This is a genomic window from Lyngbya sp. CCY1209 (assembly GCF_055795065.1).
Genome location: NZ_JAYFER010000539.1, coordinates 1 through 14,141 on the forward strand (window position 1 = coordinate 1; position 14,141 = coordinate 14,141).

Annotated in this window: 14 protein-coding genes; 3 read left to right on the top strand and 11 right to left on the bottom strand. The window is 55.9% G+C overall.

Annotated elements, in window-relative coordinates:
* Nucleotides 1-156 precede the first annotated feature (156 nt).
* Together AC0QHF_RS18110 and AC0QHF_RS18115 are read left to right on the top strand one after the other, a co-directional pair.
* Nucleotides 157-939, top strand: a complete 783-nt coding sequence (locus AC0QHF_RS18110) for a circadian clock KaiB family protein (protein ID WP_324705638.1) — start codon at nt 157-159, stop codon at nt 937-939.
* 171 nt (nt 940-1,110) lie between these two features.
* Entirely contained in the window at nt 1,111-1,911 is an 801-nt protein-coding gene (locus AC0QHF_RS18115) for a PD-(D/E)XK nuclease family protein (protein WP_324705639.1), read from the top strand.
* A gap of 65 nt (nt 1,912-1,976) precedes the next feature.
* Here AC0QHF_RS18115 and AC0QHF_RS18120 read toward each other — a convergent pair whose 3' ends face one another.
* The 10 genes from AC0QHF_RS18120 to AC0QHF_RS18165 all read right to left on the bottom strand — a co-directional run bounded on the left by AC0QHF_RS18120 (nt 1,977) and on the right by AC0QHF_RS18165 (nt 11,892).
* Complete coding sequence (locus tag AC0QHF_RS18120; RefSeq protein ID WP_324705640.1) at nt 1,977-2,927, bottom strand: F0F1 ATP synthase subunit gamma; 951 nt, start codon at nt 2,925-2,927, stop codon at nt 1,977-1,979.
* An 82-nt stretch (nt 2,928-3,009) separates the two neighbouring features.
* On the bottom strand, nt 3,010-4,527 hold the full coding sequence (gene atpA, locus AC0QHF_RS18125) for a F0F1 ATP synthase subunit alpha (protein WP_324705641.1): 1,518 nt from the start codon (nt 4,525-4,527) through the stop codon (nt 3,010-3,012).
* 76 nt (nt 4,528-4,603) lie between these two features.
* On the bottom strand, nt 4,604-5,152 hold the full coding sequence (gene atpH, locus AC0QHF_RS18130; protein WP_324705642.1) for an ATP synthase F1 subunit delta: 549 nt from the start codon (nt 5,150-5,152) through the stop codon (nt 4,604-4,606).
* Nucleotides 5,149-5,682 carry a F0F1 ATP synthase subunit B gene (locus AC0QHF_RS18135; protein WP_324705661.1) on the bottom strand — a complete coding sequence of 178 codons (534 nt, stop codon included), beginning with the start codon at nt 5,680-5,682 and terminating at the stop codon, nt 5,149-5,151. The genes atpH and AC0QHF_RS18135 overlap by 4 nt, the downstream gene beginning before the upstream one ends.
* Nucleotides 5,683-5,858: 176 nt before the next feature.
* A complete protein-coding gene (locus tag AC0QHF_RS18140) occupies nt 5,859-6,344 on the bottom strand; it encodes a F0F1 ATP synthase subunit B' (protein WP_324705643.1) in 486 nt (161 codons plus the stop codon).
* Nucleotides 6,345-6,470: 126 nt separating this feature from the next.
* The gene (gene atpE, locus AC0QHF_RS18145) at nt 6,471-6,719 is read right to left on the bottom strand and encodes an ATP synthase F0 subunit C (protein WP_324705644.1); all 249 of its coding nucleotides are present in this window, start codon (nt 6,717-6,719) and stop codon (nt 6,471-6,473) included.
* A 120-nt stretch (nt 6,720-6,839) separates the two neighbouring features.
* Complete coding sequence (atpB, locus tag AC0QHF_RS18150; RefSeq protein WP_324705645.1) at nt 6,840-7,595, bottom strand: F0F1 ATP synthase subunit A; 756 nt, start codon at nt 7,593-7,595, stop codon at nt 6,840-6,842.
* A 56-nt stretch (nt 7,596-7,651) separates the two neighbouring features.
* A complete protein-coding gene (locus tag AC0QHF_RS18155; RefSeq protein WP_324705646.1) occupies nt 7,652-8,062 on the bottom strand; it encodes an ATP synthase subunit I in 411 nt (136 codons plus the stop codon).
* Nucleotides 8,063-8,356: 294 nt separating this feature from the next.
* Nucleotides 8,357-10,168 carry a proline--tRNA ligase gene (gene proS / locus AC0QHF_RS18160; RefSeq protein WP_324705647.1) on the bottom strand — a complete coding sequence of 604 codons (1,812 nt, stop codon included), beginning with the start codon at nt 10,166-10,168 and terminating at the stop codon, nt 8,357-8,359.
* A gap of 410 nt (nt 10,169-10,578) precedes the next feature.
* Nucleotides 10,579-11,892 (bottom strand): cytochrome P450, encoded by a 1,314-nt coding sequence (locus AC0QHF_RS18165; protein ID WP_324705648.1) that lies wholly within the window; start codon nt 11,890-11,892, stop codon nt 10,579-10,581.
* A 217-nt stretch (nt 11,893-12,109) separates the two neighbouring features.
* Here AC0QHF_RS18165 and purU point away from each other — a divergent pair, with 217 nt between their 5' ends.
* On the top strand, nt 12,110-12,964 hold the full coding sequence (purU, locus tag AC0QHF_RS18170; RefSeq protein ID WP_324705649.1) for a formyltetrahydrofolate deformylase: 855 nt from the start codon (nt 12,110-12,112) through the stop codon (nt 12,962-12,964).
* A gap of 316 nt (nt 12,965-13,280) precedes the next feature.
* On the opposite strand, the gene AC0QHF_RS18175 is transcribed toward purU, so the two are convergent.
* Entirely contained in the window at nt 13,281-14,141 is an 861-nt protein-coding gene (locus tag AC0QHF_RS18175; RefSeq protein ID WP_324705650.1) for a shikimate dehydrogenase, read from the bottom strand.

Here is a 14,141-nt window from a genome sequence, read left to right on the forward strand (position 1 = left end):
GGAGCCAACCATAGCTCCATGGAGGGGCAACCATACCCCTCCACCCCGCAAGGGGGTGCTGGCGGCTAAAGCCGCTTAAGTCGGTTTTCCTCTCCGCGATCAATCACGGAGCTTCCAACCCTCCCAAAAGTTTTACGTGAACCGATACTCTGGAATTTGAATTCATCTACGGTTCCCAATTTATATAAGGGGATTGCACTGTTTACGCCGGGGGGAGACCTGATTTATTGCATCGATCCGAGTAAACAGCAACGGTGGCATCTGAATTTGTGTACGGCTTTGCAAGAAATCCTCGGTTTGCCTGAACCCCCCCATTTTCTGGTTCCGTGTTACACGGCTACCCTCGATCGCTGGCTCGATCCGAACACTCAAGAAGTGAAGGTGTCGGCCGAAGCTCACCCCCAGGTGCTGCAATATCAAATGTTGCTCAATGCCATCTTTGAAGCCGGGGACATGGTTTGGCAGCCGGCCCACGTCAGCGAAGAGCTTTGCAATCCGCTCGTCCTGGCAACCTACTATCGGCAATTTCCAGAACTTTGGGAAAATCATGACCTGATTGTGAGGTTTCAGCCAATGGAGACTCAAACGGATATTTCGAGGGGTGGGATCACGTCTTTCCCGCCATCCCAGAGCTTGTTTAAATCTGCAACCCCGACGGCATCAACTCAGGGGTACGTATTGCGCCTGTTTGTCTCGGGTCACAGTTTGGCGACGGAACAAACCCTGGAAACCCTGCACCAACTGTTGGAGCGATCGCTGAGTCATCCCTACACCCTGAAGGTGATCGATGTCCTCAAGCACCCCGAACAGGCGGAGGCGAATCAAATTGCCGCCACCCCGACCCTGGTGAAGGTCTGGCCCAAACCGGGGCGGCGGATCGTCGGGGAACTCCACGACGTGGAGACGATCCTCCGACTCTTGGGCGAAATTGACAGTTGACAATTGAGAGCGATCGCGATACTTGCGATCGCTATTATTCCCCCAACTCGGGAAAGACCCGATTCAGGGCAACCGGGTCAAACTGCCGGGGGTGGGTTGGGTGAAAATACGGATGTCCCGCCCGATTCCCGATGGGTTTGTCGTCCTCCCTACTCACAAGCGCACCGCGCCATGATCCGATTCCGATTGTCCCAGCAACATTTAAACCGGCTCGAAAGCTGTCCGCGCCAGTTTCAGCACGCCGATTTGGAGGGTTCGATCTCCCCGAAGTCGTCAGATCTCGAAGAACGGATCGCCTGGGGGGAGCGGTTCCACTTGTTGATGCAGCAGCGGGAACTCGGCCTGCCGATCGCGGCGTTGATGGCCGAAGAACCCCAGTTGGAGGAGGCGTTCCGGGGCCTGATGGCGGCGGCGCCGGAACTGTTTCAACCCCCCGAACGGGGCGGAATTTGGCGGGATGCGGAACATCACCGCCGCCTGTCGTTCGGGGAGTACCTGCTCGTGGCGGTTTACGACCTGTTGATCGCGGGGGAAAAGGAAGCCCAAATTATCGACTGGAAAACCTATCCCCGTCCCAAAGATCGGACAGCTTTGGCGAACAATTGGCAAACTCGTTTATATCTTTATTTGTTGGTGGAAACCAGCGACTATTCCCCGGAACAAGTATCGATGACTTACTGGTTCGTGCGTTCGTCGAGGAAGAGTCCTCCGGAAAAGGCGACGTTTTCCTACGATCGCCAAACCCACCGAAAAACGGAACAGGATTTGAGAAATCTGTGCGATCGCCTCGGGGATGATTTGAACCGCTACGAACGGGGGGAACCCTTCCCCCAGGTGGATGAAGCGTCGGGGATGTGTCGCTCTTGCCCCTTCGCCCGACGCTGCGATCGCGCCCCAGAAACGGACAGAGGGAGCGCGGACGAAACCGCACTCCCCCGGGGAATCTCCGACATCAAAGAAATCCCCATCTGAGAACAATTAACAATTAATAATTAACAATTAATAATGATCAATTGTCAATTATCAATGATCAATTATCAACCTTCCAGAGCCGCCGCCCCGCCGACGACCTCCAGGATTTGTTGGGTGATTGACGCCTGACGCGCTTTGTTGTAAGAAAGGGTCAGGGTCTTTTGCAACTCCTTGGCGTTGTCGCTGGCGTTGCTCATCGCCGTCATCCGGGCCGCGAGTTCGCTGGCGGTGGATTCCTGCCAAGCTCTCAGGAGTTGGTTGGTCAGGAACAACGGCAGCAGGGCGTTGAGGATCTGAACCGGATCTTGCTCGAAAATCATGTCTCGGGGCAAGTTTTCCGGGGTGATTGCCACCTTCTCGCGGGTGACGTCAAATTGGCCGCCTTTGGTGGTGAGGCGGAACACCTCGTCATCCTGCACCTCCAAACCTTGGCGGTCGAGGGGGAGCAGGGTCTGGATGACCGGTTTGGAACTGATCAGAGACACGAATTTCGTGTAAATCAATTCGATGCGATCGATGTCCCCCGACAGGAACCAGGAGAGCACCTCGTCGGCGGCGCCGGCCACCCGTTCGGCGGCGGGGAGTTTTTCGGGGTTGTCCCGGCAGTCTTTGATGGGGACATCCCGGCGGGTGAAGTATTGGCTGGCCTTGCGGCCCACGAGCAGGTAGCTGTAGTCGATGCCCTCGGCTTTGAGTTCTCTCGCCCGGGCCTCGGCCCGCTTGATGATGTTGCTGTTGTAGGTGCCGCACAGGCCGCGGTTGCCCGCAATCACCAGCAGCCCGACTTTTTTGACTTCCCGCTGTTCGAGGAGGGGAGAGTCCACGTCCTCGAACTGGAGGCGGCTCTGCAGGCTGTAGAGAATCCCCGCCAGGCGGTCGGCGAAGGGGCGGGTGGCGAGGACTTGTTCCTGGGCGCGACGGACTTTCGCCGAGGCGACCAGGCGCATGGCTTCCGTAATTTTTTGGGTATTTTTGACCGATGCGATGCGATCGCGGATCGCTTTTAAGTTTGACATGGCTTTTTTTATTCGGTAACTCTCAGTTGCCAATTGTGGGGGGCGGCTCTGACGAAGAACCGCACCCCGACAATTCGACCCCCTACGCCGAAACTAAGAAGGTCTGCTTGAATTCGGCGATCGCTTCTTTGAGGAGGGCTTCGGCTTCTTCAGTCAGCAGCTTTTGGCTCTGAATGATTTCGCCGTACTTCGGCTTGCTGTTTTTCAGGTAATCCCGCAGTCCGGAAGTGAAGGCGGTGACTTTCTCAACGGGGATGTCGTCGAGATAGCCGTTGATTCCGGAGTAGATGACGGCCACCTGCTCGGACAGTTGCAGGGGAGAGTTTTGGGGCTGCTTGAGCAGCTCCTGCAGGCGCTTGCCCCGCTCCAACTGGTTCCGGGTCGCCTGGTCGAGGTCGGAGGCGAACTGGGAGAAGGCGGCGAGTTCCGCGTACTGGGCCAGTTCCAGTTTCACCTTCCCGGCCACTTTCTTCATAGCTTTGGTTTGGGCGGCGGACCCGACTCGGGACACGGAGATCCCGGCGTTCACCGCCGGACGCAGGCCGGAGTTGAACAGGTCGGCGGACAGGAAGATCTGGCCGTCGGTGATGGAAATGACGTTGGTGGGGATGTAGGCGGAAACGTCGCCGGCCTGGGTTTCGATGATCGGCAGAGCCGTCATGCTGCCACCGCCGAGTTCGTCGTTGAGTTTGGCGGCCCGCTCCAACAGGCGGGAGTGGAGGTAGAACACGTCTCCGGGGTAGGCTTCCCGGCCGGGGGGACGGCGCAGCAGCAGGGACATCTGGCGGTAGGCCTGGGCCTGCTTGGAAAGGTCGTCGTAGATGACCAGGGTAGCCTTGCCACTGTACATGAAGTATTCCGCCATCGCAGCCCCGGTGTAGGGGGCCAGGTATTGCAGGGTGGCGGGGTCGCTGGCGTTGGCCGCGACGACGATGGTGTAGTCCAGGGCGCCCTTTTCTTCCAAAGTGTCGATCACCTGGGCGACGGTGGAAGCCTTTTGGCCGATCGCCACATAGACGCAGATCACGTCTTCTTCTTTCTGGTTGATGATCGTGTCGATGGCGATCGCGGTTTTACCGGTCTGGCGGTCGCCGATGATCAGCTCCCGCTGGCCCCGGCCGATGGGAATCATGGAGTCAATGGCGCTGATCCCCGTCTGCATGGGTTCGCAAACGGAGCGCCGGGCGACGATACCCGGCGCCGGGGATTCGATCAGGCGGGTTTCGGTGGTTTGCAGGTCGCCCTTGCCGTCGATGGGGCGGCCGAGGGCGTCCACGACCCGGCCGAGGGTGCCTTCGCCCACGGGAACCTGGGCGATCTTGCCGGTGGCGGTGACGGAGGAGCCTTCTTCGATCTCCAGGCCCTCGCCCATGAGTACCGCACCCACGTTGTCTTCTTCCAGGTTCAGGGCGATACCGATGGTTCCGTCGGCGAATTCGAGCAGCTCCCCGGCCATCGCTTTATCCAGGCCGTAGATCCGGGCGATGCCGTCGCCGACTTGCAGCACGGTACCGACGTTCGACACTTTTACGTCTTGGTCGTACTGCTCGATTTGGTCTCTGATGATATTGGCGATTTCGTCAGGTCTGATGGATACCATAGTTCGTGTTTATCGATCGGTTGCTAGGGGTCAAAGTGAATGGATGGCGATCGGGTCCGCCGGATCGTCCCCGATCTCAACTGGCGTTCAGGCTCACTCCGATCCGGCGCAGTTGTCCGCGCAGGCTGGCATCGAAGACTTGGGAGCCCACTTGAATGATCACGCCACCGAGGACGTCGGCATCGATTTTTGTTTGCAGCTCGACATCCCGCGCCCCGGTGAGGGATTTGACTTTCTCGACGACGATGCGCTTTTGGTCGTCGTTGAGTTCGACAGCCGAGATCACTTCCGCCAAAACGGTCTGGTTGAGTTCCCGCAACAGGGCCAAATACTGTTGGCCGATTTCTGCGAGGAACAGGATGCGGCCGCGATCGACGAGCAGCATCAAGAAGTTCCGCAGGAAGGGGTTGACCTCATCCCCCACCACCCGGTTGAGGACCGCTTTTTTGTCGTTGCGGTCGATGACCGGGTTGCCGAGAAACTCCCGCAGGTCGGGCGACTCGTCCAACAGGCCGACGAGCGATCGCATCTGATGTCCGAAGTCTTCGGTCAGGTTGTGGGACCCGGCCACCGACATCAGCGCCGCTGCATACGGCTCGACAATTTCACCGACTATTCCGCTCATGAACCTCCTCCAAGTAACGCCAGAGAGCGATCGACAATTTGATGCCCGGCACCTTCATCCAGGCGCTCCCGCAACTGCCCTTCGGCGCGTTCCAGGGCTTTGGACACGGCCAGAGCCCGCAACTGCGCGATCGCCCGCTCTCGGTCGGCTTCCAAATCCCGATTCGCGGAGGCCTTCATCCGCTCCACGTCCTCGGCCGCCTGAGCCGCGATGCGCTCCTTGAGGCTTTGGGCGCGTTCCTGGGCTTCGGCTTTGATCCGCCCCGCCTCCGCCTGGGCCTGGGTCAGTTTCTCCTGCTGTTCAGCCAGAGCCTTGGCGGCATCCTGCGCCCGCCGCTCCGCCTCCGTGATGGCTTCCTCGATCCGAGCCCGTCTTTCGCTCAAAACTTTTCCGAGAAAGCCCCGCCCGTAGTACACGAGCAAACCAATAATAATTGCCAAGTTAATCAGGTTGGTTTCTAAAATATTGAAATTTAGACCAAAACCACCTTCCGCGCCGGCTTCCGTAGCCAGCAATACAACATTCCCCATCATCCTCTTCTCATAATCTCAATTGTTAAGGTCGAACCCGACTGACGGTCAGGGGGAAGAAACCGCGATCGCGCCAGTTTTCCCTGTCCCGGATCGCCGCGGCCCGAGCGCCGCCGCCAAATCCTCCCCATATCAATTTGACCTGGGAGGGGTGAAAGTCAGCGTTCGGAAAACCGCTACCCGATCAGCCCGGGTCCCAAGAGTTTGTCCAGAATCTGGCGGCTGAGGGTGTCAACCTGCTGTTCGAGCCCTTGGAGGGCTTCCTGTTTCTGTTGCTCAATTTCCTGAGCTGCCTTTTCTCTGATCTGTTGGGCTTCCTGTTGCGCTTCGGCCATTTTGCCCGCCGCAATTTTTTGGGCCTCGGCTTGGGCGTCGGCGATCAGTTGTTGCGACTGTTTCCGGGTTTCGGCTAACTCTTGCTCGTACTGTTGAGCCAGGGCTTCCACTTTGCTCAGTCGCTCTTTGGCATCCTGTCTGTTCTTGCGAATGTAGTCCGCCCGAGAATCGATGGCGGTTCCCAGGGGCTTGTAAAAAATTTGGTTTAAGATGGCGGCCAGAACCAAGAATTGCACCGCCATTAACGGCAGCGTCGCATCAAAGTCAAATAGGCCACCTTCCGTAGCCGCCTCTTCGACGGCAAGCAGAATCGTCGAGTAAATCATTGGTCTTGAAGGGCGTTAACCGATACGTCCGCGCGGCATCTCTTGTTAGGAGAATCGCAAAACTTTAGATTTCAGATTTGAAGCGACACCGGCCGGTTCAAATCCGAAATCTAAATTGGGAAAGACTTATGCGAAGGGGTTGGCAAACAGCAGCACCAGGGCGACCACCAGACCGTAGATGGTGAGTGCTTCCATGAAAGCCAAACTCAGCAGCAGCGTTCCGCGAATTTTCCCTTCAGCTTCCGGCTGACGCGCGATCCCTTCCACAGCCTGACCGGCCGCTTGACCTTGACCCAGACCGGGGCCGATGGCAGCCAGACCGATGGCGAGGGCGGCGGCGATTACGGAGGCGGCAGCAGTTAAATTCGATTCCATAGTTTCCTCTTACCTCAAACAAAAAAGTTGACGACTGAAATTAAGGGTTTGATTTTGAGCCCCTCAACAATCTTATCAGTTGGTTGACACTTCGACCGAGAAATTGAAGAAAAAAAACAATTACTCGTGTTCTTCTTCGCCGTGTCCTTCCATCGCTTCACCGATGTAGGCGGCGGCGAGAGTGGCAAAAATCAGGGCTTGGATGGCGCTCGTAAATAAGCCCAAAACCATCATGGGCAGCGGCACGAACAGCGGCACCAACAGCACCAGAACCGCCACCACCAACTCGTCTGCCACGATATTCCCAAATAGACGGAAACTCAGGGAGAGCGGTTTGGTGAAGTCTTCCAGAACGTTGATCGGCAACAGGATCGGTGTCGGCTCAACGTATTTCAGCAGGTATCCCAACCCCCGCTTGCTGAAACCGGCGTAGAAGTACGCCAGGGATGTCAGCAGCGCCAGAGCCACCGTCGTGTTGATGTCGTTGGTGGGCGCAGCCAATTCACTGTCCGGAATCTCCAGGAGTTTCCAGGGAATCAGTGCTCCCGACCAGTTCGACACGAAGATGAACAAGAATAATGTACCAACAAAAGGGACCCAAGGGCGATATTCTTTTTCCCCGATCTGATTTTTTGCCAGATCGCGAATAAATTCCAGGGCATACTCCATAAAGTTTTGCAAGCCGCTGGGAATTCTTTGAATATTTCGGGTCGCAGAAATGGACAGCAGCAGCAACAGGGCAATGACGAACCAGGAGGTCAAAACGACCTGGCCGTGGATTTTGAGATTGCCGATCTGCCAGTAAAAGTGTTTGCCAACTTCCAATTCCGCGAGGGGAAATGATCCGAAGGCGTTTATTACATCAAACATTTGCATTTAGGAGAGTTCCCCTACATATCAAGGAGTGGAAAATTCCGAACGGGTTTTCCCCGTCAGGGATTCGGCCGGATCAGGGTTCGGAACAAGTAAACGATGAGGGCGGCTTTGTACGTTAGAAATCCCAAAAAAATCGGCAGAATTCTGAGCTGATTCCATTGGGTCGCGACAATCATCAACCCCGCAAAGATAGCCAGACGATTTTTACTGAACGTCAGCTTTTGCGTGCCGATTTTTTCAACATCTTTGCCCAACATCCTCAAGTACACCACACTCACAATCGCCCCGAGCAAGTAGTTGAGGGCGACGTTCAGGGGATAGAAAAAACAAACGGCCGCGAAGATTACCCCCCCCAACGCGAGGGTGGTCAGCAACAACTCCTGTTGAAGCTGGTAATACTCTTGCATGGAAGAGTCGGTCTCCGGTACGGGAGACGAGACTTCTAAAATTTCCCCTGAATCAGTCATAAGTTACAGCGATCCGTCCGGCAGATTGACCCGAGTCAGAACTCCACGCAGCTCTCTAGCCGCGCTTTGCAAGCCAACACAAATAATATCACGGAACGGAAACAATACTTAAAACAAAATTAATTTGCTCGGACGATTTTCGGGGCGATCTGGGCGGAGGGGGCTCCAGGAGGCGGAGGAGGCTCCAGGAGGCGGAGGAGGAAAATTTTATCTGTATTCTCCCTCAGCTCCCTCTGCTCCCTGTGCTCCCTGTGCTCCCTGTGCTCCCTGTGCTCCCTCCGCTTCCAGGAGCCCCTACTTTTCCAAGGCCCGGTCGATTTTCTCCTGCAGCAGCGAAACCACCCCATCCAAGGGAACTTCCCCGGATTCGTGGGTAGCCCGTTCCACCAACTCCACTTTCCCGGACTTGATAGCCCGTCCCGTCACCACCCGATAGGGAATTCCCACCAGATCCGCATCTTTGAACTTGACCCCGGCCCGTTCGTTGCGGTCGTCCAACAGGGTTTCAATTCCTACCGCATTCAGTTCCTTATATAACTGTTGCGCCACTTCCATTTGTTTGGAATCGCTGACATTGGGAACTACAATTACCACATGATAGGGTGCGATCGCCACCGGCCAGATAATCCCATCCTTATCATAGGACTGTTCCACCGCCGCCTGGGCCAGACGGGACACCCCCACGCCGTAGCAGCCCATCATCAAGGGTAGATCGTTGCCATTTTCATCAGTATAAGTCGCCCCCATCGCCTCGGAATACTTGCTACCCAACTGGAAGATGTGGCCCACCTCGATACCCCGGGCGCTTTCCAGGGTTTGTGTGGGGTCGTGGACGGCGCGATCGCCCTTTTCGGCCTTCCGCAGGTCGGCGACAATTTTGGGAAGCTGGAACTGTTCCCCCCAATTCGCCCCCACAACGTGATATCCCGACTCATTCGCCCCGGTGACGAAATGTTTCAAATCCACAACGGTGCGATCGGCCAGCCGCACAAACTTGGCATGAACCTGCTTATCGGTCTTAATAATATAGTCATCTTCCAAATTCGGGGCGATGTACCCCAACGGCAACGGCTTCGCCGCCCATTTTTCCTGGGCCTCCGCGTCGGGCACCGTCAGGGCCAATATCGCCTTCCCGCCGAATTCGCCCGCCAATTTGGTCAACTCATTTTGCAACTTCACGTCGTTGACATCCCGATCGCCCCGAATACTGACAAGCACCAAAACCGTCATCCCGTTATCGTAGACCACCTGATACAGCACATTTTTCACCACCTGGGTGGGGTCGCACTTCAAAAAGTCGCAAACTGTGGCGATGGTAGCCGTATCGGGCGTTTCCCGCTTTTCGTAACTGGTAAAACTGGAAGGAATCGCATCCGGCGGCACCGACGTCGCCTTTTCCACATTCGCCGCATACTTGCCGTCCCCGGTGTACAACACCTCATCTTCCCCGGCGTCCGCGAGTACCATAAATTCCTGGGACCCCGACCCGCCGATCGCCCCCGAGTCCGCCTCCACCGCGACAAACTCCAACCCGCAGCGGCGCAACATATTCCGGTAGGCCCGATCCATGTCATTGTAAGTCTGTTTGAGACTCTCCTCGTCAGTGTGGAAGGAGTAGCCATCTTTCATAATAAATTCCCGCCCCCGCATCAAGCCGAACCGGGGCCGAATTTCATCCCGGAATTTCGTCTGAATCTGATACAGGTGGAGGGGGAGTTGCTGGTAGGACCGGATCATCTCCTTGGCGATGGTGGTGATCACCTCTTCGTGGGTGGGACCGAGGGCCAGTTCGCGATCGCGCCGATCTTTGAGGGCGAACATGATCCCCTCCGCTTTCGTGTAGGTATCCCACCGCCCCGACTCTTTCCACAACTCAGACGGTTGCACCTGGGGCAGCAGACATTCCTGGGCTCCCGTGGCGTTCATTTCCTCCCGGACGATCTGGGACACCTTCTGGAGGACGCGCCACATCAGGGGGAGGTAGGCATAGACGCCGCTACCGATGCGACGGATGTATCCCGCCCGGACGAGCAATTTGTGACTGGGGATTTCTGCCTCTGCCGGATCTTCGCGCAAGGTGACAAAGAGCATTTGAGAGAGTCGCATCGTTCCGTTCCCTGTTGAAAGCAACTTACCATTATTGCAGGTTATCACCTTTGGTGCGATCGGGTTTGGGGAAAAGGGAGAGGGTCGGAAGCCCCCCTAGCCCCCCAATTTTGGGGGGAACCGGAAAATGGGCTCCCCTCGCCCAGAATTGGGAGAGGGGCTGGGGGAGAGGGCGAGAAGTGTCGTCAGCCCCCCTAACCCCCCAATTCTGGGGGGAACAAGAGAATGAGCTCCCCTCGCCCAGAATTGGGAGAGGGGCTGGGGGAGAGGGCGAGAAGTGTCGTCAGCCCCCCTAACCCCCATCCCCCCCAACCCCCCTTTGTAAGGGGGGAGATAGGGGGGAACAAGAGAATGAGCTCCCCTCGCCCAGAATTGGGAGAGGGGTTGGGGGTGAGGGCCAGAGTACAAAATTAATCCGATCGCCGCCGCAAACCAACTCGCAACCCATCCCGAGGACGGGGAGTCGGGATCATCTCCATTTCCAGATCTTGACTGGGAAGCAATTCCCACTCATAATTTCGCAGCAATTCTATTGCCAATAATTTGATTTCCAACCGGGCGAATTCCTTGCCCAGACACTCCCGCATCCCGCCACCGAAGGGAATGTGGCTGAATGTCGGCTTATCTTCCTCGAACCGATCCGGATCGAAGTCTCGGGGTTGGGGATAAACTGCCTCGTCAAAGTGGGTGCGGCCGATTTGATAGAATACCGACCAGCCTTTGGGAATTTGATAGCCGTTAAATTCGCAGGTTTGAATCACTTCCCGGAACCCGCCGCCGACGGGGGGGACGACCCGCAACACTTCTTTCATGACGCGATCGAGGTAGGTCATCTGTTTGAGATCTTCAAATGTTGGGGGAGTTTCGGAGTCGAATTGTTGCTGTTCGGTTCGGGCTTTTTCGAGAACCTCGGGATATTGGGCGAGTTTTAAACAGAAAGAAGTGGTGGCTGAGGTAAGGGTTTCGTGTCCTGCGAATAATAGTGTCAGAATCTGATCTTTGAGTTCGACGACACTGAGGGTGTTTCCATCGTCGTCTCGGGCTTGCAATAATATGCCCAAAGTATCGTTGCCCGGATCGGCTTGTTTTTGGCGATCGCGAATTATTTTTTCAATGCGATCGAGGAGTTTCTGGCGACAGTTGAGAGCCCGGGTAAATTTCGTCCCCGGCAGTCGGATGGGAAGGGTAAATAACCCATTACACCACGTCTCAAACCAGTCTCTGAGATCGGTTTCCGTCGCCCCGTCAATTCCCACCAGCAGCTTGCAGGCAACATCGAAGGTATATTGTCTCAGTTCGGGATACCAGGTGAGGGTTCCCATCTTTTCCCATTTTTCGACATAGCGGCGGGTGATATTGGTCATTTCGGGGATATATCCCGCCAACGCCCGGGGTTGGAAGGCTTGGGCGAGAATTTTGCGGCGCGATTTGTGCACGTCCCCCGCCTGCGTGGACAGGGAAGCCGGACCCAATAACGTGCGGGTGCTGTAGGGCCAGGTGACGACAAAATATTTGTTCTCGTTGGCGAACAGAAAGCGGTTGGCCTCCGGGCCGATCGCGACGATGGCGGGACTGCCGAAAATGTGGGTTTTGAAGATCGGACCGTATTGTTGCTGGCGTTTGTCCATAAAGTCCGGATCGCGCAAAAAGCTGACGGTTTCGCCGATCCAGGGGAGGCCCAGTTGTCCGGGGGGCGTGGGGAGTGTGGATGAAGTTGCGGTCATGGGTTGTGCGGTTGCGATTGTCTTTATTGTCAATTATTGCGATCGCTCCCCAAAAAAGAAAGGGTTGAGGGGAAATTGCTACACTGGGGGCGATCGTGCGATCGCGTTCCCACCATTTTTAAAGAAAGATTTAGGGGGATCTTCCCGATCGCTGTATTGATAGCAACATTTTTTTGAGATACAGTTTGGATAAAATTATCAGGCAAAAAGGATCGATATGGAATCACCCACCGCAACCCTGCTGGTCTTCTGTCCCGATCGCCGGGGACTCGTCGCCAAAATCGCCAATTTCATCTACTCCAACGGCGGGAATATCATCCACGCCGACCAACACACCGATGCCTCGGCGGGGCTATTTTTGACCCGCATTGAATGGCAGTTGGAGGGGTTCAATTTACCCCGGGACGTGATCGCCCCGGCCTTCGGCGCGATCGCCAAACCTTTGCAGGCGAATTGGACGCTGCATTTCTCCGATACCGTCCCCAGAATTGCCATTTGGGTGACGAAGCAGGATCATTGTTTGTTGGATTTATTGTGGCGGTGGAAAGCGAAAGAAATTTCGGCGGAAATTCCCTTGATTGTCAGCAATCACCCCGACCTCAAACCCGTCGCCGATCAGTTCGCGATCGCTTTCGAGCACGTTCCCATCACGAAAGAGACGAAAACGGAGCGGGAAGCCGAACAACTGGAACTTTTAAAAGAGTACAAAATTGACCTAGTTGTTTTGGCGAAATATATGCAAATTTTGAGTTCAAATTTTATCGAAAAATTCCCCAACGCCATCAACATTCACCATTCCTTTCTGCCCGCTTTTGCGGGGGCGAATCCCTACCAACGCGCCCACGATCGCGGCGTCAAAATTATCGGCGCCACCGCCCATTATGTGACGGCAGACCTGGATGAAGGGCCGATCATCGAGCAGGATGTCGTCCGCGTCAGCCACCGAGATACCGTCTCGGATTTGGTTCGCAAGGGCAAGGATTTGGAGCGGTTGGTATTGGCGAGGGCTGTCCGCCTGCACCTGCAACATCGGGTTTTAGTTTACGGAAATCGAACCGTCGTTTTTGCTTGAAATATAGCGCCGCTAGAGGGGAATAGGCAACAGGCAACAGGCAATAGGCAATAGGGAACTGAAATGACCTTTAGAGGGGAATAGGCAACAGGCAACAGGCAACAGGCAATAGGCAATAGGGAACTGAAATGACCTTTAAATCGGGGTTTCAAGATTTCTAGATCGATTGAAACTGTTAATACACGAGCGCGATACTTGCGATACACAGCACGACGGGAATCTGTAAGCCCCCAGAATTGGGGGTTTGGGGGCGAGAGAATTGATCAATTTTAGCCGATCGCTACAGTTATCCGATCGCCCATTTTTATTAATCGCATCAACCGAAAAGCTGCGCTTTTAGGGACTGACGCATCACCGCGACGGGGACGGGGCGTTGCAGCCAAATTTGCAGGGCGGCGGCTCCCTGTTGCACCAGCATTTCCAAACCGTCGATCGCGATCGCGCCCCGGTTTTTTGCCAGTTGTAAAAACTGCGTCGGACTGGGGGTATAAATCAAATCGTAGGCGATCGCGTCCGGTTTCAATCCTCCCAAAATATCCCCGTCCACGGGAGAGCGATCGACATCGGGATACATTCCGACGGGGGTGGTATTCACCAACAAATCGGCGCGGGAAATTAACGTCGCCAACTGACTTTGAGGGTGGACGGAAACCGCCACCGGAACGGGAGAATCGAGCCAACTTTGGCGGAATATCTCCAACTTTTCCGGGTTGCGTCCGACGACGTGAATTTCCGCCATACCCAACTCCGCACACCCGGCGACGACGGCTCGGGAGGCGCCGCCGTTGCCCAAAATGACGGCGATTTTTTGACTCCAACTGCAGTTCAAAGCCTTCAGTGGCGACAGGAAACCCTCCACGTCCGTATTGGTGCCGCACCAGCCGCGATCGCCCCGCCACACCGTATTCACCGCCCCCACCGATCGCGCCAACGGCGACACCTCCGAGAGCAATGGGATGATACTTTGTTTGTGGGGAATGGTGAGGTTGAACCCCTCCACGCCGAGGGCTGCGAAACCCGCCAAAGCCGCCTGCAAATCTTGGGGGGCGACGGGGAAGGGAAGGTAAACGTAATCGACCCCCAAAGCGGCGATCGCGGCATTGTGCATGACCGGAGACAGGGAATGTTCGACGGGGTAGCCGACGACACCGAGCAATTTGGTCGTACCTTTAATCAT